This is a genomic window from Caulobacter sp. (genome assembly GCF_965279145.1).
Classification (GTDB): domain Bacteria; phylum Pseudomonadota; class Alphaproteobacteria; order Caulobacterales; family Caulobacteraceae; genus Caulobacter.
In genome coordinates this window covers 3743632-3765212 of record NZ_OZ257139.1, presented here as the reverse complement: position 1 = coordinate 3765212, position 21581 = coordinate 3743632, and the positions used below count along the sequence as shown (strand labels likewise).

At 67.3% G+C, this 21581-nt stretch carries 18 protein-coding genes; 8 read left to right on the top strand and 10 right to left on the bottom strand.

The window, feature by feature from the left end; translation table 11 throughout:
• Positions 1-55 precede the first annotated feature (55 nt).
• Complete coding sequence (ppdK, locus tag ACQY9P_RS17555; RefSeq protein ID WP_421737930.1) at positions 56-2740, bottom strand: pyruvate, phosphate dikinase; 2685 nt, start codon at positions 2738-2740, stop codon at positions 56-58.
• A 424-nt stretch (positions 2741-3164) separates the two neighbouring features.
• On the opposite strand from ppdK, the gene ACQY9P_RS17550 reads away from it, so the two are divergent.
• The 5 genes from ACQY9P_RS17550 to ACQY9P_RS17530 all read left to right on the top strand — a co-directional run bounded on the left by ACQY9P_RS17550 (position 3165) and on the right by ACQY9P_RS17530 (position 9012).
• Positions 3165-3713, top strand: coding sequence for an RNA polymerase sigma factor (locus ACQY9P_RS17550; RefSeq protein ID WP_428151670.1), 549 nt, complete (start codon positions 3165-3167; stop codon positions 3711-3713).
• A gap of 97 nt (positions 3714-3810) precedes the next feature.
• Positions 3811-4791 (top strand): FecR family protein, encoded by a 981-nt coding sequence (locus ACQY9P_RS17545; RefSeq protein ID WP_421737931.1) that lies wholly within the window; start codon positions 3811-3813, stop codon positions 4789-4791.
• A 71-nt stretch (positions 4792-4862) separates the two neighbouring features.
• Positions 4863-7325, top strand: coding sequence for a TonB-dependent receptor (locus tag ACQY9P_RS17540; RefSeq protein ID WP_421737932.1), 2463 nt, complete (start codon positions 4863-4865; stop codon positions 7323-7325).
• A 98-nt stretch (positions 7326-7423) separates the two neighbouring features.
• The gene (locus tag ACQY9P_RS17535) at positions 7424-8269 is read left to right on the top strand and encodes a glycosyltransferase family 2 protein (RefSeq protein WP_421737933.1); all 846 of its coding nucleotides are present in this window, start codon (positions 7424-7426) and stop codon (positions 8267-8269) included.
• A gap of 11 nt (positions 8270-8280) precedes the next feature.
• Positions 8281-9012 carry a DUF2334 domain-containing protein gene (locus ACQY9P_RS17530; RefSeq protein WP_421737934.1) on the top strand — a complete coding sequence of 244 codons (732 nt, stop codon included), beginning with the start codon at positions 8281-8283 and terminating at the stop codon, positions 9010-9012.
• Positions 9013-9160: 148 nt separating this feature from the next.
• Here the strand turns inward: ACQY9P_RS17530 and glyS are convergent, their stop codons facing one another.
• From glyS to ACQY9P_RS17505, 5 genes are all read right to left on the bottom strand, one after another.
• Positions 9161-11308 carry a glycine--tRNA ligase subunit beta gene (gene glyS / locus ACQY9P_RS17525; RefSeq protein WP_421737935.1) on the bottom strand — a complete coding sequence of 716 codons (2148 nt, stop codon included), beginning with the start codon at positions 11306-11308 and terminating at the stop codon, positions 9161-9163.
• 5 nt (positions 11309-11313) lie between these two features.
• The gene (locus ACQY9P_RS17520) at positions 11314-12213 is read right to left on the bottom strand and encodes a glycine--tRNA ligase subunit alpha (RefSeq protein WP_421737936.1); all 900 of its coding nucleotides are present in this window, start codon (positions 12211-12213) and stop codon (positions 11314-11316) included.
• Positions 12214-12299: 86 nt separating this feature from the next.
• Positions 12300-12737: a hypothetical protein gene (locus tag ACQY9P_RS17515; protein ID WP_421737937.1), complete on the bottom strand. Its 438-nt coding sequence runs from the start codon at positions 12735-12737 to the stop codon at positions 12300-12302.
• A gap of 84 nt (positions 12738-12821) precedes the next feature.
• Positions 12822-13172 carry a DMT family protein gene (locus tag ACQY9P_RS17510; protein ID WP_421737938.1) on the bottom strand — a complete coding sequence of 117 codons (351 nt, stop codon included), beginning with the start codon at positions 13170-13172 and terminating at the stop codon, positions 12822-12824.
• A gap of 46 nt (positions 13173-13218) precedes the next feature.
• A complete protein-coding gene (locus ACQY9P_RS17505; RefSeq protein ID WP_421737939.1) occupies positions 13219-13512 on the bottom strand; it encodes a hypothetical protein in 294 nt (97 codons plus the stop codon).
• Here ACQY9P_RS17505 and ACQY9P_RS17500 point away from each other — a divergent pair.
• Together ACQY9P_RS17500 and ACQY9P_RS17495 are read left to right on the top strand one after the other, a co-directional pair.
• Positions 13499-13837, top strand: coding sequence for a P-II family nitrogen regulator (locus ACQY9P_RS17500; protein ID WP_035046383.1), 339 nt, complete (start codon positions 13499-13501; stop codon positions 13835-13837). The genes ACQY9P_RS17505 and ACQY9P_RS17500 overlap by 14 nt on opposite strands.
• A 29-nt stretch (positions 13838-13866) precedes the next feature.
• Positions 13867-15393 carry an ammonium transporter gene (locus ACQY9P_RS17495; protein WP_421737940.1) on the top strand — a complete coding sequence of 509 codons (1527 nt, stop codon included), beginning with the start codon at positions 13867-13869 and terminating at the stop codon, positions 15391-15393.
• 78 nt (positions 15394-15471) lie between these two features.
• On the opposite strand, the gene ACQY9P_RS17490 is transcribed toward ACQY9P_RS17495, so the two are convergent.
• Genes ACQY9P_RS17490 through ACQY9P_RS17475 form a run of 4 tightly spaced genes read right to left on the bottom strand, consistent with a single transcriptional unit; the run spans position 15472 to position 20545 of the window.
• Entirely contained in the window at positions 15472-16152 is a 681-nt protein-coding gene (locus tag ACQY9P_RS17490) for a peptidylprolyl isomerase (protein ID WP_421737941.1), read from the bottom strand.
• Position 16153: 1 nt separating this feature from the next.
• Entirely contained in the window at positions 16154-17041 is an 888-nt protein-coding gene (locus tag ACQY9P_RS17485; protein ID WP_421737942.1) for a 4-(cytidine 5'-diphospho)-2-C-methyl-D-erythritol kinase, read from the bottom strand.
• Between the two features lie 44 nt (positions 17042-17085).
• Positions 17086-18813, bottom strand: coding sequence for a tetratricopeptide repeat protein (locus ACQY9P_RS17480; RefSeq protein ID WP_421737943.1), 1728 nt, complete (start codon positions 18811-18813; stop codon positions 17086-17088).
• 58 nt (positions 18814-18871) lie between these two features.
• Positions 18872-20545 carry an electron transfer flavoprotein-ubiquinone oxidoreductase gene (locus ACQY9P_RS17475; protein ID WP_421737944.1) on the bottom strand — a complete coding sequence of 558 codons (1674 nt, stop codon included), beginning with the start codon at positions 20543-20545 and terminating at the stop codon, positions 18872-18874.
• A 166-nt stretch (positions 20546-20711) separates the two neighbouring features.
• Here ACQY9P_RS17475 and ACQY9P_RS17470 point away from each other — a divergent pair, with 166 nt between their 5' ends.
• Complete coding sequence (locus ACQY9P_RS17470) at positions 20712-21530, top strand: uracil-DNA glycosylase (protein WP_421737945.1); 819 nt, start codon at positions 20712-20714, stop codon at positions 21528-21530.
• Positions 21531-21581 lie beyond the last annotated feature (51 nt).

Here is a 21581-nt window from a genome sequence, read left to right as displayed (position 1 = left end):
AACGCCCCGAGGCCATCAGGCTTCGGGGCGTTTCTGTTCAGTTCAAAGGCCAGGCCTACTTGGCGTTCAGCGCCGCCTGGGCCGCCGCCAGCCGGGCGATCGGCACGCGATAGGGCGAGCACGACACGTAGTCGAGGCCGACGCTTTCGCAGAACGTGATCGAGGCCGGGTCGCCGCCGTGTTCGCCGCAGATGCCCAGCTTGACGCCCGGGCGGGCCGCGCGACCGCGCTCGGCGGCGATGCGGATGAGGTCACCCACGCCTTCCTGGTCGAGGCTGACGAAGGGGTCCTTGTCGAAGATGCCCTTGTCGATATAGGCGCCCAGGAACTTGCCGGCGTCGTCGCGGCTGATGCCGAACGTCGTCTGGGTCAGGTCGTTGGTGCCGAAGCTGAAGAACTCGGCGTTGGCGGCCAGGTCGCCGGCCCGCAGGGCGGCGCGGGGCAGCTCGATCATGGTGCCGACCGTATATTCGATCGTGATCCCCTGCTCTTCCAGCACGGCCTTTGCGGTGCGGTCGGTCAGGTCGCGCAGGTATTTCATCTCCTCGCCCTTGGCGACCAGCGGATGCATGATCTCGGGGATCGGCGCGGCCTTGCCGGACTTGGCGATGTCGCAGGCGGCCTCGATGATCGCCCGAACCTGCATCTCGTAGATCTCGGGATAAGAGACGCCCAGGCGGCAGCCGCGGTGGCCTAGCATGGGGTTGGTCTCGTGCAGTTCCTTGGCCCGGCGCAGCAGCTTGTCCGCGTCCAGCCCCGTCGCCTGAGCCACGGCCGCGACTTCCTCCTCGGTGTGGGGCAGGAACTCGTGCAGCGGCGGGTCGAGCAGGCGGATGGTGACCGGCAGGCCTTCCATGATCGTGAACAGCTCGACGAAGTCGGCCTTCTGGAAGGGCGCGATCTTGGCCAGGGCCGTACGGCGGCCGACTTCGTCGTCGGCCAGGATCATCTCGCGCACGGCGGCGATCCGGGTGTCATCGAAGAACATGTGCTCGGTCCGGCACAGGCCGATGCCCTCGGCGCCGAAACCGCGCGCGGTCTTGGCGTCCAGCGGCGTCTCGGCGTTGGCCCGCACCTTCAGGCGGCGGACCTCGTCGGCCCAGCCCATCAGGGTGGCGAAATCGCCGGTCAGCTCGGGCTCGATCATCTTGGGCGCGCCGACCAGGATTTCTCCGGTCGAGCCGTCGATGGTGATGATCTCGCCGGCCTTGAACTCACGACCGCGAACCCGGAACAGGCCTTCCTTGGGGAAGATCGCAACGTCGCCCGCGCCCGAGACGCAGGCCCGGCCCATGCCGCGCGCCACGACGGCGGCGTGGCTGGTCATGCCCCCGCGCGCCGTGATGATGCCACGCGCCGCGTGCATGCCGTGAATGTCCTCTGGCGAGGTTTCCTCGCGCACCAGGATCACAGCCTCACCGGCGGCGGCGGCCTTCTCGGCGGCGTCGCTGTCGAACACGATCTTGCCGGTCGCCGCGCCGGGCGAGGCCGGCAGGCCGGTGGCGATCACGTCGCGATGGGCAGTCGGATCGATGGTCGGGTGAAGCAGCTGGTCCAGCGAGGCCGGCTCGACGCGGTTGATCGCCTCGGTCTTGGAGATCACCCCTTCGGCCGCCATGTCGACGGCGATCTTCAGCGCGGCCTTGGCGGTGCGCTTGCCGTTGCGAGTCTGCAGCATGTAGAGCACGCCCTGCTCCACCGTGAACTCGATGTCCTGCATGTCGCGATAGTGGCGCTCCAGCGTCTCGACCACGGTCTTGAACTGCTGGAAGACGGTCGGCATCGCCTCTTCCATCGACGGCGTGGGATCGCCCATCTCTTCGCGAGCGATCTTGGTCAGCGACTGCGGCGTGCGGATGCCGGCGACGACGTCCTCGCCCTGGGCGTTGATCAGGAACTCGCCGTAGAGACGGTTGTCGCCATTGGACGGGTTGCGGGTGAAAGCGACGCCGGTGGCCGAGGTCTCGCCCATGTTGCCGAACACCATCGACTGGATGTTGACGGCGGTGCCCCAGGCCTCGGGGATGTCGTGCATGCGGCGATAGAACTTGGCCCGGTCGTTCATCCAGCTGGCGAACACCGCGCCGATGGCGCCCCAAAGCTGCTCCTGGGCGTCCTGCGGGAAGGGCTTGCCCAACTCGCGCGACACCGCGGCCTTGTAGTCCTTGATCACGCCGGCCCAGTCGTCGGCCGTGAGGCCGGTGTCGACATGGATGTCCAGGCGTTCCTTGTGATCGTCGAGAATCTCCTCGAACATGTGGTGCTCCAGATCGAGCACGACGTTCGAGTACATCTGGATGAAGCGACGATAGCTGTCATAGGCGAAGCGCCGGTCGCCCGACAGCCTGGCCAGCCCTTCGACGGTCTCGTCGTTGAGACCCAGGTTGAGAACGGTGTCCATCATGCCCGGCATCGAGGCCCGCGCGCCGGAGCGCACCGAGACCAGCAACGGGTTGGCCACGTCGCCGAAGGTCTTGCCGGTGATCTTCTCGACCATGGCAAGGCCGTCATTGACCTGCTGAGCCAGTTCAGCCGGGTACTGCTTGCCGTTGGCATAGTAGTGCACGCAGGCCTCGGTGGTCACCGTGAAGCCTGGCGGCACCGGCAAGCCCAGCGACGACATCTCAGCCAGGTTGGCGCCCTTGCCCCCCAGCAGGTTCTTCATCGAGGCGTCGCCATCGGCGCCGCCCCCTCCGAACGAGTAAACCCAACGTGACTTGGTCAGCGTCTCAACCGGCATTTTTGAATTCACCCTGCGATAAGTGAAACAGGCCGCGACCCTCTGCGTGATCGTCTTGCCTTGGGACAAAGCGTGGAACCGTGATCCCGCACTGCAATATCCGGGCGTTCACTAGCATCTCGGCGAAGAACGCGTCCACCGGCGCTTTGCGTTCCGCTAAAGCGTCCACAAATTTGGCAAATATTTCCAATGACAACGTTGTCTTGATTGGATTTTCGCCAGCTGAGATCCCGGCGTGATCTCTGGAATTCTACATTCGCCTTGGGGCGCGCCGCCGTCTTGCGACAGCGGACGCTTGCGGCGCCTCTTTTTGTCCCACTTTGAAACCCATGGGTTTCGGACGCTCCATCCCGCTTGGCTGGACCCGATGATCGCCGTCTCCTAGTATGGATGGCAATCATCGTGTCGCCGTAACCGTCGGAGGCTGTTTCTGTCCGGGTCGCCGCCTCGATCCCCCTCCGCGACAACGGTTTCGCTCGCTCGCCTCTATGACGAGAAGCGCGCCAATCTGGTGCGCCTGTTCGCGGCGCGTCTGCGGTCGGTGGCCGAGGCCGAGGACCTGGTGCAGGATCTTTTTCTGAAAATTCAAGCACTTGATGAGCTTGAGGTTCGCGACGACGGATCAGCCCTGCTGTTTCGCATGGCCAACAACCTGATGCTGGATCGCCTGCGGGGCCAGACCCGGGCCAGCGCGCGCGACGAAAGGTGGCGCGACAGCCAGACCACGACGGTCGGCGGCGACCAGGTCGCCGATTCCCCGTCCGCGGAGGATGTGGTGGCGGGCCGTCAGAGGCTGGCCGCCATGATGAAAACCCTCGAAGCGCTGCCTCCCAAGGCAGCCAGGGCGTTTTCGCTGCACAAGCTGGATGGCCTGAGCCACGCGGAGACGGCTGCGGCGATGGGAATCAGCCGCAGCGCCGTTGAGAAACATGTCAGCGCCGCGCTGAAGGCATTGATGGGCAGGCTGCCTTGACGAATATTTATATCTTTGGCGGAAAATCCGGAGGGGGTGGGCGTTCGGCGACGTATTCCTCGTGTAGGGGCGCGCACGGGCGTCAGGACAAGGCGGCATGACGCGGGCTGGCAACGACATCGACGCGGCTATTGACTGGCTGGTCCGCCTGCAGGGCCCGTCGGTCAGTGACGCCGACTGGGCTGAATTCGACGCCTGGCTGTCTGTCTCGCCCGAGAACGCCGACGCTTACGACAAGGTCCTGGTTTTCGATCTGGAGTTTGGACCGCTGAGCCGGTCGATCGAGCCCGTTGTCGCCGCCCGACCTGACCATGACGCGCTCGTCATTCCCTTCCGCCCGGCCCGCCGGGCCTGGCTCTGGTCGACGGGAACCGCCCTCGCGGCCGCCTTCGTGGCCGGCGCGATTCTCGTTCCGATGTACGGTCCGGGCGCCGCCCGCGAGACGGTCTATTCGACCGGCGTCGGCGAACGGAAGACCGTCGCCCTCGAGGACGGCACCCGGATCGACCTGAACGCCGCCTCGCGAATCAGCGTGCGGTTCACGCGGGGCGAAAGACACGTCGTCATGGGCGATTCCCAGGCCTTCTTCGACGTGGCCAAGGATCCCAAGCGCCCCTTCCTGATTGACGCCGGCGACACCCGGGTGCGGGTTGTGGGCACGGCGTTCGACGTTCGGCGCCGCGACGGCTCGGTGGCTGTCGCCGTCCAGCGCGGCCTGGTCGAGGTGCGCCCCACGACGGATCGCGCCGCCGCTCCCTACCGTCTGAAGCCCGGCCAGGGCCTTTCGCACGTGGAAGGCAAGGCGGGCGCCCGCGTTGCGGCGGTCGAGACCGGCGAAATCACCAGCTGGCGTGAAGGGCGACTGATCTATCGTGATCGGCCGCTGTCCGAGATCGCCGGCGACATGAACCGCCTGTTCGACCGTCCCGTGAAGCTGGGCGATGCGCGCGCCGCGAGCATGCGACTTTCCGGTGTGTTGATCGTGGATCGGCAGGATGCGATGATTGGGCGACTGTCTAATCTGCTTCCCGTCCGGGCGACGACCACTCAAGACGCGGTCGTGATCAGGGCGCGCTAGAGCCTAGTTGATGCGAACGGGATCGTTCCAGGCGGCGAGGCGACGGCTCTAGGGTTCCAGAGCTGGAGCGCATGATCTCGAACGCGGGCTTCCCGTTTCTCCGCCGATCCACAGTTTTTCATGGACCGCCCGTCCGTGCGCGCCTCTGCGCGCCCGCCGTCCTGCTAACCCTGACCTCGTCGCTGGCCCTCGCTTCGGCCGCGTCGGCCGCGGCGCCCACGCGCCATGCCATCCACATCGCCGCCAAGGCGCGATCCGAAGCCCTGATCGACCTGGGCGTCCAGGCCCGGGTGACGCTGGGCGGCGCATCGACCTGCCCCGGCAAGGGCCCGGCGGTCTTCGGACTGATGACCCTGAGGCAGGCCCTGACCCGGCTTACCGCGGGCGCGCCATGCCGGTTCGAGATCCTCGACGGCTCCACCGTCCGCATCGTGGCGGTCAAGCCCGCTCCGGCGCAGGTCGTCGCGCCGACGCCCGGCGGGCGCGAGATCCTGGCCCTGGACGAGGTGCTGGTGACGGCGACCAAGCGCCAGACCAGCCTGCGCTCGGCCCCGGGGGCCATCAGCGTGGTCGGCGCCGCGCGACTGAACGACACCGGCGCGGTCGCCACCACCAGCATCTCGCAGCAGACGGCCGGCTTCTTCACCACCAACCTGGGCGCGGCGCGCAACAAGATCATGCTGCGCGGGCTCTCGGACGGCACCTTCACAGGCCGCACGCAGCAGACCGTCGCCACCTATCTCGATAATGTTCCCCTCACCTACAACGCCCCCGACCCCGACCTTCGGCTGATCGACGTGGAGCGGGTCGAGGTGCTGCGCGGCCCCCAGGGATCGCTGTATGGCAGCGGATCGCTCAGCGGCGTCTATCGGATCGTCAGCCGTAAACCCGACCTCGAGAACGCCTCGGGCTCGATGCTGGGCAGTATCGCGGCCACGGAATCCGGCTCGCCCAGCCAGAAGCTTGAGGCGGTCGTCAATCTGCCCATCCTCGCCAGGCGGGGCGCCCTGCGCGTCGCCGCCTACAGCGACGTGGATGGCGGCTATGTCGACGACGTCAATCTGCGCCTGTCGAACGTGGATCGCACCACGCGCCTGGGCGGCCGGGCGGCGCTGGCGTTCCAGGTCGACCCGTCGTGGCTGGTGACCCTTTCGGTCGCGCGCCAGGAGTTGCGCTCGACCGACACCCAATACACCACGCCCGCCCTGGGCGGTCAGAGGCGCGCCAATCAGGTGCGCGAGACCCATAGCAACCAGTTCAGCCAGGGCGCCCTGACCGTGGCCGGCGAAGGTCCCTGGGGTCGGTTTCAGTCCTCGACCGGCTATGTCGATCACCGGTTCGCCAGCCGCTTCGACGCCACCGCCGCCCTGGCCGCCGACAGCCCCGACGCCATTGAGCTGGGCCTGTTCGACGAGTCCAGCCACATCAAGCTGCTGGCCGAGGACGCCGTGCTGTCATCGCCCGACACCGGCCGTCTTCGATGGCTGGTGGGTCTGTATGGACTATTGAGTCGCGAGGACAGCACCGGCGAACTGCGCGTCCGGACGACCGCCGACCCCTCGCGCCTCGTCTACCTGGAGGACCGCCGCGACCACCGGCGCGAACTGGCCGCCTATGGCGAGGCGACCTACGACCTGGTGTGGGGCTGGTCGGTCAGCCTCGGCGGCCGGGCTTTCAGCACCCACATCCGCACGACATCCCATATCCTGGCCTCACCGCCCGGCCAGTCGCGGTCATCGGAGCGCTCCGCCTCCTTCACCGGCGTCTCGCCCAAGCTGACCCTGCAGCACGCGTGGGGCGAAAACGGCATGATCTATCTGCTGAGTTCGGAGGGCTATCGCTCGGGCGGGTTCAACTCCGGGGGCACGACGGCGCTGTCGGCCCTGCGCTCCTCGTTCAAGCCCGACCACCTGCGCAACTACGAGATTGGGGCCAGCGCCGAGCCCTTCCTGGGTCGGATGACCGTGCGCGCCGCCCTGTTTCACGACGTCTGGACCGATATTCAGACCGACCAGTATCTGAGCTCGGGCCTGTCCTACACCGCCAATGTCGGCAACGGCCGCAACACCGGGCTGGAGATCGAGAGCGTCCTGCATCCCACGGCCCGACTGACGCTCTCGGCCAACGCCCTGTTCAATCGCCCGCGCCTGACCAAGGTGGATCCGACCTTCGCCTCGGCCGCCCAGAGCGCCCTGCCCGGCGTTCCCGACCTCTCGGCGGGCATGCTGATCCGCCACGAGCGCCCGCTGAGCGACACCGCCAACCTGATCCTGACCGCGCAGCTGGGCTATATCGGCCGCTCGCGCCTGACCTTTGACCGCCGCTACTCGCCGTCGATGGGAGGCTATGTCACGGGCCGGCTGGGCGCGCAGGTCACGTCCGGCCCCTGGCGCGTGGCGCTCGCGGTGACAAACCCGGCCAACGCCTCCAGCGACACCTTCGCCTATGGCAACCCCTTCAGCTTCGGCCAGGTTCGCCAGGTCACGCCCCTGCGGCCCAGAACCTGGAACCTGGATATCTCCCGCGCGTTCTGATCCGTTCGCCTGCTGATTAATTTTTCATGAGGGAGCCGTCTCGCGGCGCCGTCTACCCAATGACGGGCCAGCCTTTGGCTGGAGTCAGGGGAAGACGGATGTCGGTGCTATCGGGGCTTGTTTGCGCGCACAACGAAGAAACTCGCATCGCCGAGTGCCTTGCGCGCCTGTCCTTCTGCGATGAAATCGTCGTGGTGGCCGACCGCTGTACGGACCGAACGGAAGCTATCGCCAGGCAGATGGGGGCCCGGGTCATCTCGGGGATCTTCCCGGTCGAGGGCGTCCGCAAGACCGCAGGCGTGGCCGCCTGTCGAGGCGAATGGATTTTCGAGCTCGACGCTGATGAAGCCGTCCCTCCCGAACTCGCCGACGAAGTTCGCAAAGCCATCGACGCCTCCGCCTCGGGGGACTGGTACCAGGTGCCGGTGGACAACTTCGTCGGCGACCGTCTCGTTCGCCACGGCTGGGGCGGCTCGTTCGGCGCCTCGTCGGTCGCCCGCCTGTTTCGCAAGGGCTGCAAGACCTGGAAGACCGAACGGGTGCATCCGGGCGCCAACTTCACCGGCCAGTACGGCGGCCGCCTGAACAATCCGATCCTGCACAAGGTCGATGACGACATCGCCGACATGGTGCAGCGCCTGAACCGCTACACCGCCCTGCGCGGCCAGGACCTGGCCGACAGCGGCAAGATCAAGAGCCTGTGGGACGACCTGTTCCGCGGCGTGCGGCGGTTCTTCAAGTGCTACGTGTCGCGCAAGGGCTATCGCGAGGGCGACCTGGGCTTCCTGATCGCCATCATGGCCGGGCTGTATCCGCTGCTGTCGAACCTGCGGGCGCGCGAGTTCCTGTATCTGGGCCGCCGGGACCCCAATCCCGCGATGAGCGCGTCGGTCGTCGGCCTGGGCCTGACCATGGAGGATGTCCGGCTGGGCCATTCGGGCTAAACCCGCCGGGCATGACGTTTCACGGACTTCTGATCACGGCCCTGCTGGGCCCTGAACTCGCGCGCTGGAAAGCCGCAGGCCACGCGCCGGTGTTCTGGTGGCGCGACGATGACGCGCGCCGGCCCAGCCCGGCGCTGGATCGACTTTTGGAGCTCTCGCGCCGCTTCGGGGCGCCGATCACCCTCGCCGCCGTGCCCGATGGCGACCTGCCGGCCCTCGCACAGGTCTGCGCCAGCACGCCGGGTGTCGAGCTGGCCATCCACGGCTTTCGCCACGAGAACCGCGCTCCGGCAGGCCAGCCTTCGGGCGAGGTCAATGATCAGGACAGCCTCGAAGGGGTGGCGGCGGAGGTCGAGGCCGCCATCGCCGTGTTCGCGCGCGCCGGCGTCGAGGCCGAGCTGTTCGTGCCGCCCTGGAACAACGCCCACCCCACGCTGGACGCCGCTCTGGTGCGCCACGGCCTGGTGGTGTCGCGCTACGGCGAGCTTCGCGCGCCGGGCGCCGCCCCGCCCCGTATCGACGCCCATCTGGATGTGATGCGATGGAAGCCGACGGCGCGCTTTCGCGGCGCGCGGCGGTTCCTGTTGCGGGCGAGACGCCTGCTGGTCGAGCGCCGGGTGCGCGGCCTGTGGGACGATCCGATCGGCCTGCTGACCCATCATCTGGATCATGACGAGGCCAGCTGGACGTTCCTCGAGGCGTTTCTGGCGCGGTTCACGCCGGTGAGCCGGCGGGGGCTTTAGGCCGTACTTTAATCCGTTTCCCCGGCGAAGGCCGGGGCCCAGATCGAACCCGGAGAGGCTGCACTTCCGGCGAAGCCGAAGGCGCGTCATCCCCAAAAGCTCAGGCTGAATCTGGGCCCCGGCTTTCGCCGGGGAGAGCGGCGTTTTATTAGCCCGCCACCAGCGAGAAGTCCGCCACCTGCCCCATGGCGTCGCGCACGGCGGCCAGGGTCTTGAGGCGGTTGTCGCGTTCGGCCGGAACCTCGGAATTGACGAACACGCCGTCGAGGAAGGCGTCGACAGGGCCTCGAAGGCCGGCCAGTTCCTGCATCGCGCCGGTGAAGTCTTCCTTGGCCAGCGCCGCCGCGAGGGCCGGCTCGACCATGCGCAGGGCGTCGTGCAGTTGCACTTCCGGCGCCGAGGCGTCGTCCAGCAGGCCGCGTTCGCCCTCGGCCTTCCAGCCCTTCTTCTCCTCGGCCTTGAGGATGTTGGAGGCGCGCTTGTAGCCGGCCAGCAGGTTCTTGCCGTCGTCGGTCTTCAGGAAGCCGTCCAGAGCCTCGACCCGGGCGACGTTCGTACTCAGTTCGGCTCCGTCCCAATCGCTCAACACAGCATCGATCACGTCGTGCCGCACACCTTGCTCACGCAGGATGACCTTGAGGCGATCATTGATGAAGCTACGAAGCCCAAGCCTGCTCCCCGCTTCCGCCAAGGCGTTCTGGAAGGCGATCTTCGCCATAAAATCCGCTGGCGGCGCAGCATCGGCGGCTACGAGACGCCCCATCGCTCGTCCAAGCAGGGTCTCAAACGTCTCAAACCAAACGCCGCCATTCTGATCTTCGATCTTCCGATCGAAGCGGACGTTGCTGGATAGGATGATGCGAACAACCCCCAACGCCGCTCGACGCAACGCATAGGGGTCCTTCGACCCCGTCGGCTTCTCGTCGATCGCGAAGAACCCAACCAGCGTATCCAGCTTGTCCGCCAGAGCCACAGCCACGCTCAGCGGCGCGGTCGGGACGGCGTCGGCCGGGCCCTGCGGCTTGTAGTGGTCGCGGATGGCGTCGGCGATCTCGGGGTCCATCTTGGCTTCGCGGGCGTAGTAGCCGCCCATCAGGCCCTGGAGTTCGGGGAACTCGCCGACCATCAGCGAGCTCAGATCAGCCTTGGCCAAGCGCGCGGCCGTGCCGGCCTTTTCCACGTCAGCGCCAACCAGCGGCGCGATCTCGCGGGCCAGGGCCTCGATACGCTTCACGCGCTCGGCCATCGTGCCCAGCTTGGCGTGGAAGGTGACGCCGTTCAGCTTTTCCAGCCACTCATCAAAGTTGCCGGCCTTGCGGTCCTCGTCCCAGAAGAAGCGGGCGTCGGACAGGCGGGCCGACAGCACCTTGGCGTTGCCGGCGGCGATCACCTTGCCGCCGTCGGCGGCCGCGATGTTGGCGATGGTGATGAAGTGCGGGGCCAGGCCCTCGCGCGCCGGATCGCGGACGGCGAAATACTTCTGGTGGGTCCGCATCGAGGTGCGGATCGCCTCGGCCGGCAAATCCAGGAATGACGGATCCATGTCGCCCAGCACCGGGGTCGGCCATTCGGCCAGGCCCGCGACTTCTTCCAGCAGGCCCAGGTCTTCGACCAGTTCCAGATTGCGGGCGAAGCACAGGGTCTTGCAGCCTTCCAGGATGCGCGCCTTGCGCTCCTCGACGTCCAGCACGACGAAGTGGTCGTTCAGGCCCTTGGCGTATTCGTCGAAGTCGCGGACGCGGAACGGCTGGGCGTCACCCATGAACCGGTGGCCTTCGGAGATGTCGCCGCTCTCGATGCCCTCGATGCTGAACGGCACGACCTCGCGGTCGAACACGCACAGGATGCGCTTCAGCGGCCGCACCCAGCGCAGCTTGCACGTGCCCCAGGTCATCGACTTGGGCCAGGCGAAGCCGCGCACGATGGCCTCGACCATCTCGGCGATGATCTCGGTGGTCGGGCGGCCGGTCTTCTCGATGAAGGCCATATAGACGCCGTCGCGCTCGACCAGCTGGTCCTGGGTCAGGCCGGCCTTGCGCAGGAAGCCTTCCATGGCCTGCGGCGGCGCGCCGACGCGCGGGCCCTTCAGCTCTTCCTTGCGGTCGGCCTGGGCGATCGGCAGGCCCTCGACCACCAGGGTCAGGCGGCGCGGACCGGCGAAGGTCTTAAGGGCCTCGGGCAGGAAGCCGGCGGCGGCGAGATGCTCGCGCGCCATGCGCTCGAGGTCGCGCGCGGCGTTTGCCTGCATGCGCGCGGGGATTTCTTCGGAGAACAGTTCGAGGAGAAGCTGGGGCATGTGACTTACGCGGCTTCCTGTTGAGCGACCCAAGCGCTGGCGCACATCTTACAAAGGTCGCGGATGCGTCCGATGTAGCTGGCGCGCTCGGCGACGGCGATCGCGCCGCGGGCGTTCATCAGGTTGAAAAGGTGGCTGGCCTTGAGGACCATGTCGTAGGCGGGCAGGACAAGCGCCTTGCCCTGGTATTCGCGGGCCAGCATCAGCGGGACTTGGCGCTCCATGTCCTCGAACTGGCCCTTCAGCACGGCCACGTCATAGCCGTGGAAGTTGGCTTCCGAGTGCTGGCGCTCGTTCTCCAGGAACACGTCGCCATAGGTCATCGCGCCCAGCGGCGAGTCCGGGTCGTTGAACGGCAGGTCATAGACGTTGTCGACGCCGAACACGTACATCGCCAGGCGTTCCAGGCCGTAGGTCAGCTCGCCGGCCACCGGCGAGACGTCCAGGCCGCCCACCTGCTGGAAGTAGGTGTACTGGCTGACCTCCATGCCGTCGCACCAGACTTCCCAGCCCAGGCCCCAGGCGCCGACGGTGGGGTTTTCCCAGTCGTCCTCGACAAAGCGGATGTCGTGCAGGCGCAGGTCCAGGCCGATCGCTTCCAGCGACCCCAGATACAGGTCCTGCATGTTGGGCGGATTGGGCTTCAGGATCACCTGGTACTGGTAATAGTGCTGCAGGCGGTTGGGGTTCTCGCCATAGCGCCCGTCGCCCGGACGGCGCGAGGGCTGCACATAGGCCGCGTTCCACGGCTTGGGACCGAGAGCGCGCAGCACCGTGGCCGGGTGCAGGGTGCCGGCCCCCACCTCGATGTCGTGCGGCTGCAGGATCGCGCAGCCGTGTTCGCTCCAATAGTTATGGAGCGTCAGGATCAGGGCTTGAAACGAGGTGGGCTTGGGGCGCGACATCAGTGTCCGAACAGGGCCAGAAAAAAGTCGGCGGACCATAGGGCCCGCCGACAGGTGCTTCAAGCAAAGTTGGGACGTGGAAGGGCCTAGTTGCCCTTGGGCGCGCTGCGCTTGCCGGCATTGCTCATCGGCTTGCCGTACTTGGCGCGGTTCTCTGGCGTGTCGGCCACCGGGCCGTTGGTCACGACATTGGCGTCGCCGGCCTTCAGCAAGGCCTGGGCTTCCGGCGTTTGCGACGACATCGGAATCACGCCGGCGGTGTCGGTCCCGGTGCTCGCGGCCGAAGGCGCGACAGCCGGATTGGGGCTCAGCGTGCTGGGATCATTGACGGCGGCCGGCGGAGCCGCTGGATTGGGCGCTACAGGCGGCGAGGCGGGAGCAGCCTGCGGCTGGCTGGCGGCTGTGTTCGTGCTTGCCGCGGCGGCGGCCGGAGCCTGGTCCATGGTGGACGGGGCCGTCTGGGCCATGGCGGCGCCGGACATCAGGGCGGCGACGGCGGCTGCGGAGAGAAGGCGGATAATCATGGCGGAGCTCCTGTTCCTTGGCAGGGACTACGCCTGAGATGCGGGGTGGGTTCCGGGATCACGGGCTCGTGATCACCCATTCCGCTACTTGAAGAAGAAAACCAGGGCGGCGCCGGCCACGATCAGGGCGAAACCCAGAAAGGTCGTCCACTTCAAGGCCTCACCCAGATAGAAATACGAAAACAGCGTGAAGACGATCAGGGTTATGGCTTCTTGGCCGGTCTTCAACTGCGCTGTCGAATAGACTTGATGCCCCAGACGATTAGCGGGAACAGCCAACATATATTCCGGCAAGGCGATCAGCCAACTGCTGACAATGGCCAGAGGCAGCGTCAGGCTCTTGTTTTTCAGATGGCCGTACCACGCGAAGGTCATGAACACGTTCGAGGCGATCAGCATCAGCCAGGGCGCGAACTTCATCCAGGTGGCGGGCATGTGAAAAACCTCGTGGCAGAACGAACTGGTGTGACAGCCGCTCCAATCAAGTCCCCAGGCGAACGCATAGGCGGACCCCGGCGGCGATATCGCTGATTTTTGATGCAAAGATGGCGACCGTTGCCTGAATATTGAGCGCCGCGCCCGTTTCCTTTCCAATTCCTTGATAGCCGTCCGCACGCCACGACCCTCGCCCGATAGCGTGACCAGCGCCGGGGAAAACGATGCAGCGCGTGATGGCGGCGTCGGCGGTGATCAAACGGGCGCGAAGCGCCCGCCAACCAAGCAAGGGGAGCCCGCGACAACGGCGGGCCGGAGCAAGGCGGATGAAACTGATCATAGCGGTCGTCAAACCCTTCAAGCTGGACGAGGTCCGCGAGGCGCTCGTCGCGGCTGGCGTCGAAGGTCTGACGGTGTCCGAAGTCAAGGGCTACGGCCGCCAGAAGGGCCAGACCGAGATCTATCGGGGCGCGGAGTACCAAGTGAACTTCGTTCCCAAGGTGAAGCTGGAAGCGGTCGTGGACGACGCTTCGGCAGCCAAGGCGGTCGAGGCGGTGAAAGCCGCGGCGGCCACGGGCAAGATCGGCGACGGCAAGATCTTCGTCCTCAACGTGGAAGAAGCCGTGCGCATCCGGACCGGCGAAACCGGCCCGGCCGCTCTTTAGTGCTCATCGGGAACAGGGGATAACCGACGATGAAATTGACCTTCAAACCGCTGGCCGGGCTTGTGCTCGCCGCGACACTGGCCGGAGCCCCGCTTGGGGCCACGGCCTTCGCCCAGGACGCCGCCGCGCCCGCGCCCGCCGCCGCAGCGCCCGCCGAGGCCGCTCCGGCTCCGGTCGCCGCGCCGGCTGAAGCCGCGCCCGCCGCGCCGACCATCACCGACACCGTGGACAAGGGCGACAACGCCTGGATGCTCACGTCCACCCTGCTGGTCCTGCTGATGATCCTGCCGGGTCTGGCGCTGTTCTACGGCGGTCTGGTCCGTTCCAAGAACATGCTGTCGGTCATGATGCAGGTGTCGACCGTCGGCATCATCGGCATCATCACCTGGGCGCTGTGGGGCTATAGCCTGGCGTTCACGGACGGTGGCAGCTGGGACAGCTTCGTCGGCGGCCTGAGCCGACTGTTCCTCAAGGACGTCACCCCGGCCAGCAACGTCGCGACGTTCTCGACCGGCGTGGTCATCCCCGAATTCACCTTCATCGCGTTCCAGTCGACCTTCGCGGCCATCACCGCCGCCCTGGTCATCGGCTCGCTGGTTGAGCGCATCAAGTTCTCGGCCGTGGTGGTGTTCGCGGTTCTGTGGCCGCTGCTCTCCTACTACCCGATCGCCCACATGGTCTGGTGGTGGCCTGGCCCCGACGCCATCGCCCTGAACCCGACCGCTCCGATCAGGGCCGGTCTGAGCTGGACCTTCGGCGCCCTCGACTTCGCCGGCGGCACCGTGGTTCACATCAACGCCGGTATCGCCGCCCTGGTCGGCGCCCTGATCCTCGGCAAGCGCCAAGGCTATGGCAAGGAACCCATGCCGCCGCACTCCCTGACCCTGACCCTCGTGGGCGCTGGTCTGCTGTGGGTGGGCTGGTTCGGCTTCAACGCCGGCTCGAACCTGGAATCCAACGGCTACGCCTCGCTGGCGATGATCAACACCTTCCTGGCCACCGCAATGGCGGGCATCTCGTGGATCGCCGTGGAATGGGTCACCCGCAAGAAGCCTTCGGCCCTTGGCCTGGCTTCGGGTCTGGTCGCCGGCCTGGTGGCCGTCACCCCGGCCGCCGGTTTCGCCGGCCCGATGGGCTCGATCATCCTGGGTCTGGTCGTCTCGCCGATCTGCATCTTCTTCTGCTCGGTCGTGAAGAACGCGCTGAAGTACGATGACAGCCTGGACGCCTTCGGCATCCACGGCATCGGCGGCATCGTCGGCGCCATCTCCACCGGCCTGCTGGTCAACCCCGCCTGGGGCGGCGCCGGCGTCGTCGACTACACCAGCTGCGCCAAGGACGGCGACCTGTCGACCTGCGACACGGCCGTCTACAGCCTGGCCACCCAGGTCATGGCCCAGGTGAAGGCCGTCGGCGTGACCATCATCTGGTCGGCAATCGCCAGCGCCATCGTCTTCTTCATCATCAAGCTGATCATCGGCCTGAAGGCCGCGCCTGAAGCCGAAGAAGAAGGTCTGGACATCTCCGAGCACGGCGAACGCGCCTACCACAGTTAAGCCTCAGGGCTCAGCCGATACAGATGGGGCGCGGAGGCTTTGGCTTCCGCGCCCTTTTCTCTGGGTCAAACCTCGGGATCAGGGCGCCGTGGCCGCCGCGACGACGGGCGCGCGGCGGGCCCGCAGGATCGGCACGGGCGGATCCAGGATCTGGCCCTTCATCACCGGGTTGATCGCCTTGCCCGGCGTGGGCAGCACCAGGATCTTCCGCACCACATCCATGCCCTCGACCACATGGCCGAAAGCCGCGAAGCCCAGGTTGTCGCCCGGCGCGGCCGGATCGGCGTCCAGATAGGGGGCGTCGCCAACGCAGATGAAGAAGTCCGAGGTCGCTGTGCCGGGCGCGTTGCGGCCGATCGAGAGCGTTCCGTCGGTATGCTTGAGCCCCGTCTTGGTGGTCGGCTCGTGCGGGATCGGCTTGAGCACCTTGGCGGGATCGTTCTGCACCCCGCCCTGGATCAGGCCATAGTCCACGGAATTGGGGGCCCGGGAGGCGCGGAAGAAATGCGCGCCGTCATAGCGCTTCTGATCGACATAGCGCAGGAAGTTGCCGGCCGTGATCGGGGCCTTGGCCAGTTCCAGGTCGATGACGATCCGACCCAGGCTGGTGTCGAGATTGACCCGCACGACGCCCGGCGCCGGCGGAGGCGGGCCGACCGGCGGCGCAACGGCCGTAGGCGCCGTAGCCGCCGTCTGGGCCAGAGTCGGCGCGGCGGTAAGGCTCAGCGCGCCCGCGATCAGATCCCGTCGCTTGATCATCTCAATCTCCCTTTCCATCGCCCAGCCGGCAGCGCCGCACCCACCAGTCGGGACGCATGCTCTCCAGCCGCTCGACAAGCCCCTCGGCCTCGATATCGCCGGCGCAGAGCGCGAAGCAGGTGGCGCCCGAGCCCGACATCCGGGCCATCAGACTTTCAGGTTCGTCGCGTAGGACGTCCAGCACCTCGCCGATGCGCGGCTCCAGCGCCACGGCGGGGGCTTCCAGATCGTTGCGGGTGGCGACCGACAGCCAGGCGGCGACCTCCTCGGCGCTCTCGAAGGCTTCCGGCATCCAGGGCCGGGCCTCGCCCTCGGGCGCCACCGCCGCGTCATAGGCGCGATAGACCGCGCCCGTCGGCGACGGAACCAGCGGATTGACGAGGACCGCGTGCAGCACAGGGAGCCCCGGCGCGGGCGACAGGCGCTCTCCCCGCCCCTCGGCCATCACCGCTCGACCCCAAAGGCATGCCGCCCCATCGGCGCCGAGGCTCGCGGCCATGGCCTCGAGCGCGTCGTCAGACAGGTTCGGCGCCAGGGCGTCTCGCAGCAGCCGCAGGGCCGCGCCGGCGTCGCTGGAGCCACCGCCCAGGCCGGCGGCTATGGGCAAGCGCTTGTCCAGCAGCAGGCGGAACGGCGGCAGCGGCGTCCGGGCGGCGGCATGGAAGGCCCGGGCCGCCCGCATCACCAGATTGTCGTCGCCCGCCGGGATGGCGGCGCCGAACAGTCCCGTGGTCTCGAAACCGGGCGCGTCGGCGGCCTGGATCGACAGGCCGTCGCCGACGTCGGCAAAGACCATCAGGCTGGAGACCGGATGATAGCCCTCAAAGTCCGGACCCCCGACATGGAGGAACAGGTTGACCTTGGCTGGGGCGAAGGCGGAAAGGCGCATGACGGGCCCCGGTCCCAATGGTGAACGCTAGCCCGTCCGATAGCTCAGTTATGAGCGATGGTCGACGCCGCCGCGGGAACCGTCGCGCCCAGCCCGTCCTTCAGCTTGGCCTCGGACTCGGCCTTCTGCTTGTCGCCGGGTTCTAGCGACAGCACCCGACGCCACTGGAAACGGGCCTCGATCTGCCGGCCCGCGCGCCAATAGGCGTCGCCAAGGTGGCCATTGACGTCCGGGTCGCCGGGCTCCAGCTCGACCGCCGCTTCCAGCTTTTCCACAGCGGTCTTGTAGTCGCCCAGCCGGTAGTAGGCCCAGCCCAGGGAGTCGAGCATGGCGCCCGACTGCGGACGGGCGTCCACGGCCTTCTGCACCATGGCCAAGGCCTCAGGGAGGCGCTCATTGCGGTCGATCCAGGAATAGCCCAGGAAGTTCAGCAGTTCCGGCTCATCGGGGTTGAGCTTCAGGGCCGCGCCCAGGTCACGCTCGGCCTCTGACCAGCGTCCGGCCCGCTCCAGGGCGATGCCCCGCAGATACAGAACCCGCCAGTCGGGCCGGCCGGCTTCCTGGGCGATCAGCTTGTCCAGAACGGCGGCCGATTCATCCCAGCGCTCATTGGCCCTGAGAAGGTCAGCCAGGGCGATCTGGGCGTCGCGATCGCCGGGAGCGGAGACCAGGGAGGCGTGGGCGATTTCCAGCGCCCGGGTCTTGTCGCCGCTCTCCTGATACGTCCAGGCCAGCTTGCCCTGGGCCGTCTGGTATTGAGCCGAGCTGGCCGGGATGTGGCCAAAGGCCTCGATCGCGCCACGGTGATCATCGGCCTGGTTCAGCAGGTCGCCCAGCAGCAACCAGGCCTCGTCGCGATCAGGATCCAGTCGAAGCGCCATGCGCAGATAGGCCAGGGCGAACTGACTCTGGCGTTCGCCCGCGAAGGTCGCGGCGCAGGCGATCAGGTTCTGGGCCGCGCCCTGCTTGATCGTCGGCGCCGCCGGCGGAGCGCCCTTGGCGGCGGCCCGGGCGCGGGCCCGGCGCAGGGCGACATCGTCGGGATCGCTGGCCAGGGCCTGATCATACAGCGCGATCGCGTCGGCCTGACGCTTGCGACGCTCCAGGAACCCGCCGTAGTCCAACGTGAACAGCCCGCCGGTGGCCGAGGTGGTCGTCAGCGCCTTGTAGTCGGTCTCGGCCTCGTCATAGCGCTTGGCCCGCTCGTAGAGACGCGCCTGGCCCAGTTGACCGAAATACTGCACCAGGCGGTCGTTCTGCAGAACCGGCTGCACCGTCGCGCCCTCGGCGTCGCCCGCCGCTGCGGCGGCCCAGGGCCCCAGAAGGGCGCTGATCTGCCGATGCGGGAAACCGATCGGCTCGGCCTTCAGCAGGGCCTGGGCGTCCTTGCCCTTGCCCGAGGCCAGGAACTCGACCACCCGGGTCAGGGCGCCCAGGCGTTTGATCGCCTCGGGGGTGTCTTCGCCCCGCGGCGCGAGCTGGGCGGCGCGGGTGACTTCGCCCGAAAGCAGCAGGGCGGTGAACGTGCGCTCGTTGATGACGCCGGGTTCCTCATCCAGCACGCCGGCCACGCCGAAATAGTCGGCCGCCTCACGCGTGCGCCCGTCGCGCAGCGCCGCCTGCCCGGCCAGGAACTGGCCGTACGAGGTTCGCGTGTCGAAGGGGGAATAGCCGGTCGAGACCGGGCCGCGCAGAGCCGAACTATTGGGGCTGGTGGCGCAGGCCGTCAGGGTCAGGAGGGATGCGGCGGCGAGAAGGACTTTGAAACGCATCCCGCCACCCTGTTGGGTTTCGACGCGCGCCGCAAGCGGCAGCGCGCGTCGAAGCGGTCTACATGTTCGGATAGTTGGGGCCGCCGCCGCCTTCGGGCGTGGTCCAGACGATGTTCTGCGACGGATCCTTGATGTCGCAGGTTTTGCAGTGGACGCAGTTCTGAGCGTTGATCTGGAAGCGCGGATCGGTCCCCTGCTCGTTGTAGAGCACCTCATAGACGCCGGCCGGGCAGTAGAGCCGCGCCGGTTCGCCGTACTTGGGCAGGTTCACCGAGATGGGGATCGAAGGATCCTTCAGCCTCAGGTGAGCGGGCTGATCTTCCTCGTGATTGGTCGCCGACAGGAACACCGAAGACAGCTTGTCGAAGCTGATCACGCCGTCAGGCTTGGGATAGACGATCGGCTTGTAGTCCTTGGCCAGGCCGGTCGAGGCGGCGTCGGTCTTGTCGTGCTTCATCGTGCCGAAGAACGAGAAGCCGCCGGTCAGGTGGGTGACCCACATGTCGAACATGCCGGCGGCGCCGCCGAAGAAGGTGCCCAGCTTGCCCAGCAGCGGCTTGGCGTTGCGGACGACCTTGAGCTCCTTGGCGACCCAGCTCTTTTCGAAGGCGGCCTGATACTCGACCAGTTCGTCGCTGGCGCGGCCGGCGCCCAGGGCCTTGAAGGCCTGTTCGGCGGCCAGCATGCCGGTCTTCATGGCGTTGTGGCTGCCCTTGATGCGGGGCACGTTGACGAAGCCGGCCGAGCAGCCGATCAGCGCGCCGCCCGGGAAGGTCAGCTTGGGGATCGACTGGTAGCCGCCTTCGGTGATGGCCCGCGCGCCATAGGAGATGCGGCGCCCGCCTTCCAGGTGCGGCTTGACCGACGGATGGTGCTTGAAGCGCTGGAACTCGTCGAACGGCGACAGCCACGGGTTCTTGTAGTTCAGGTGCACCACATAGCCGATCGACACGTAGTTATCGCCGAAGTGGTACATGAAGCTGCCGCCGCCGGTCTTGTCGTCCAGCGGCCAGCCGGTGGTGTGCTCGGCCAGGCCCGGCTGATGCTTCTCGGGCGGCACCTGCCACAGTTCCTTGATGCCGATGCCGTACTTCTGCGGCGACTTGCCGGCCTGCAGGTCGAACTTGGCGATCAGTTGCTTGGCCAGCGAGCCGCGCACGCCCTCGGCGATGAACACGTACTTGCCGTGCAGTTCCATGCCGGGCTGATAATCGGGCTTGTGCTCGCCGTCCTTGGCGATGCCGACCACCCCGACCACGACGCCCTTCAGCGAGCCATCGTCGTTCCAGACCATGTCGGAGGCGGCGAAGCCCGGATAGATCTCGACGCCCAGTTCCTCGGCCTTGCCCGCCAGCCAGCGCGTGAGGTTGCCCAGCGAGGCGATGTAGCAGCCGTGATTGTGCATGAACGGCGGCAGGGCGAACATCGGCAGGGACACCTCGCCCTGGGGGCCCAGGATCAGGAAGCGGTCCTTCGTGACCGGCGTCTCAAGCGGCGCGCCTTCTTCCTTCCAGTTGGGGAAGAGCTCGCTCAGGGCCTTGGGGTCGATCACGGCGCCCGACAGGATGTGCGCGCCGACCTCCGAGCCCTTTTCCAGCAGGGCGACGGAAACCTCGGTCCCGGCCTCGGCCGCCAGTTGCTTGAGCCGGATGGCGGCCGACAGGCCGGCGGGACCGCCGCCGACGATGACGACGTCGTACTCCATCGACTCGCGTTCGAGGACTTCGCTCATGGGATCTCCCGCCCCGGGCCCATCGCTTGCTTTGATGGAGCCCGTCTTATGACTGTTTGAATCTGACCTTATCCGAACGTGACGCAGTGGCGGTCAAGGATAAAGAACCGACTTTTGTTGCGGCGCAGCGTGGAGAGCCGGTGAAGATCGCGCTAAGGATGCCATCATGAGCCCCGCCGTCGATCCGCGCGCCGTCGAAAGCCTGCTTGCCTTCTGGGCGGATGCGGGTGTCGACGCCGCCTATGCGGACGCGCCGATCGACCGTCTGGCCGAAGGCGCGGCCCTGCTGCGGGCCAGGAGCCAGCCGCAACCCGTCGCCGCCCCGGCTCGTCCGGTTCTGGTCGCGGGCGGATCGGCCGACGTCTCGGCGGCGGTCGCCCAGGCGCGCGCTGCGGCCGCCGCCTGTCAGGATCTTGACGCCCTGGCCGCCGCCATCGCCGCCTTCGACGGCTGCCCGCTGAAGTCGCAAGGCGCTCGCCAGGCCGTGTTCTCGCGCGGCCCGGGCGACGCGCCGCTGATGATCATCGGCGAAGGCCCCGGCGCCGACGAAGACGCGCAGGGGCAGCCTTTCGTGGGGCGCGCGGGCCAGCTTCTCGACCGCATGCTGAAGGCGGCCGGCCTGACCGATCGCGCCTTCATCACCAACACCGTCTTCTGGCGTCCGCCCGGCAACCGCACGCCGACCCCGCAGGAACAGGCCGTCTGCGCGCCCTTCGTGGAGCGCGCCATCGCCCTGGTGAGCCCCAGGATGCTGCTGCTGATCGGCGGAGCCTCGGCCAAGGCCCTGCTGAAGCGCGACGAAGGCATTCTGTCGCTGCGTGGCCGCTGGTTCGAATGGACCTCGGCCGACGGCGGACTGGAACTACCCGCCCTGCCCACACTGCATCCCGCCTTCCTGCTCAGACAGCCGGCGAACAAGAAGCGGGCCTGGCAGGACCTGCTGACCCTGACCGAAAGACTTGATCGCCCGGACCGTCCCCACTAGGACTCTCCACCGACCAGTCGGAACGGGGACGCGCGACTCTCGGGGACGCGC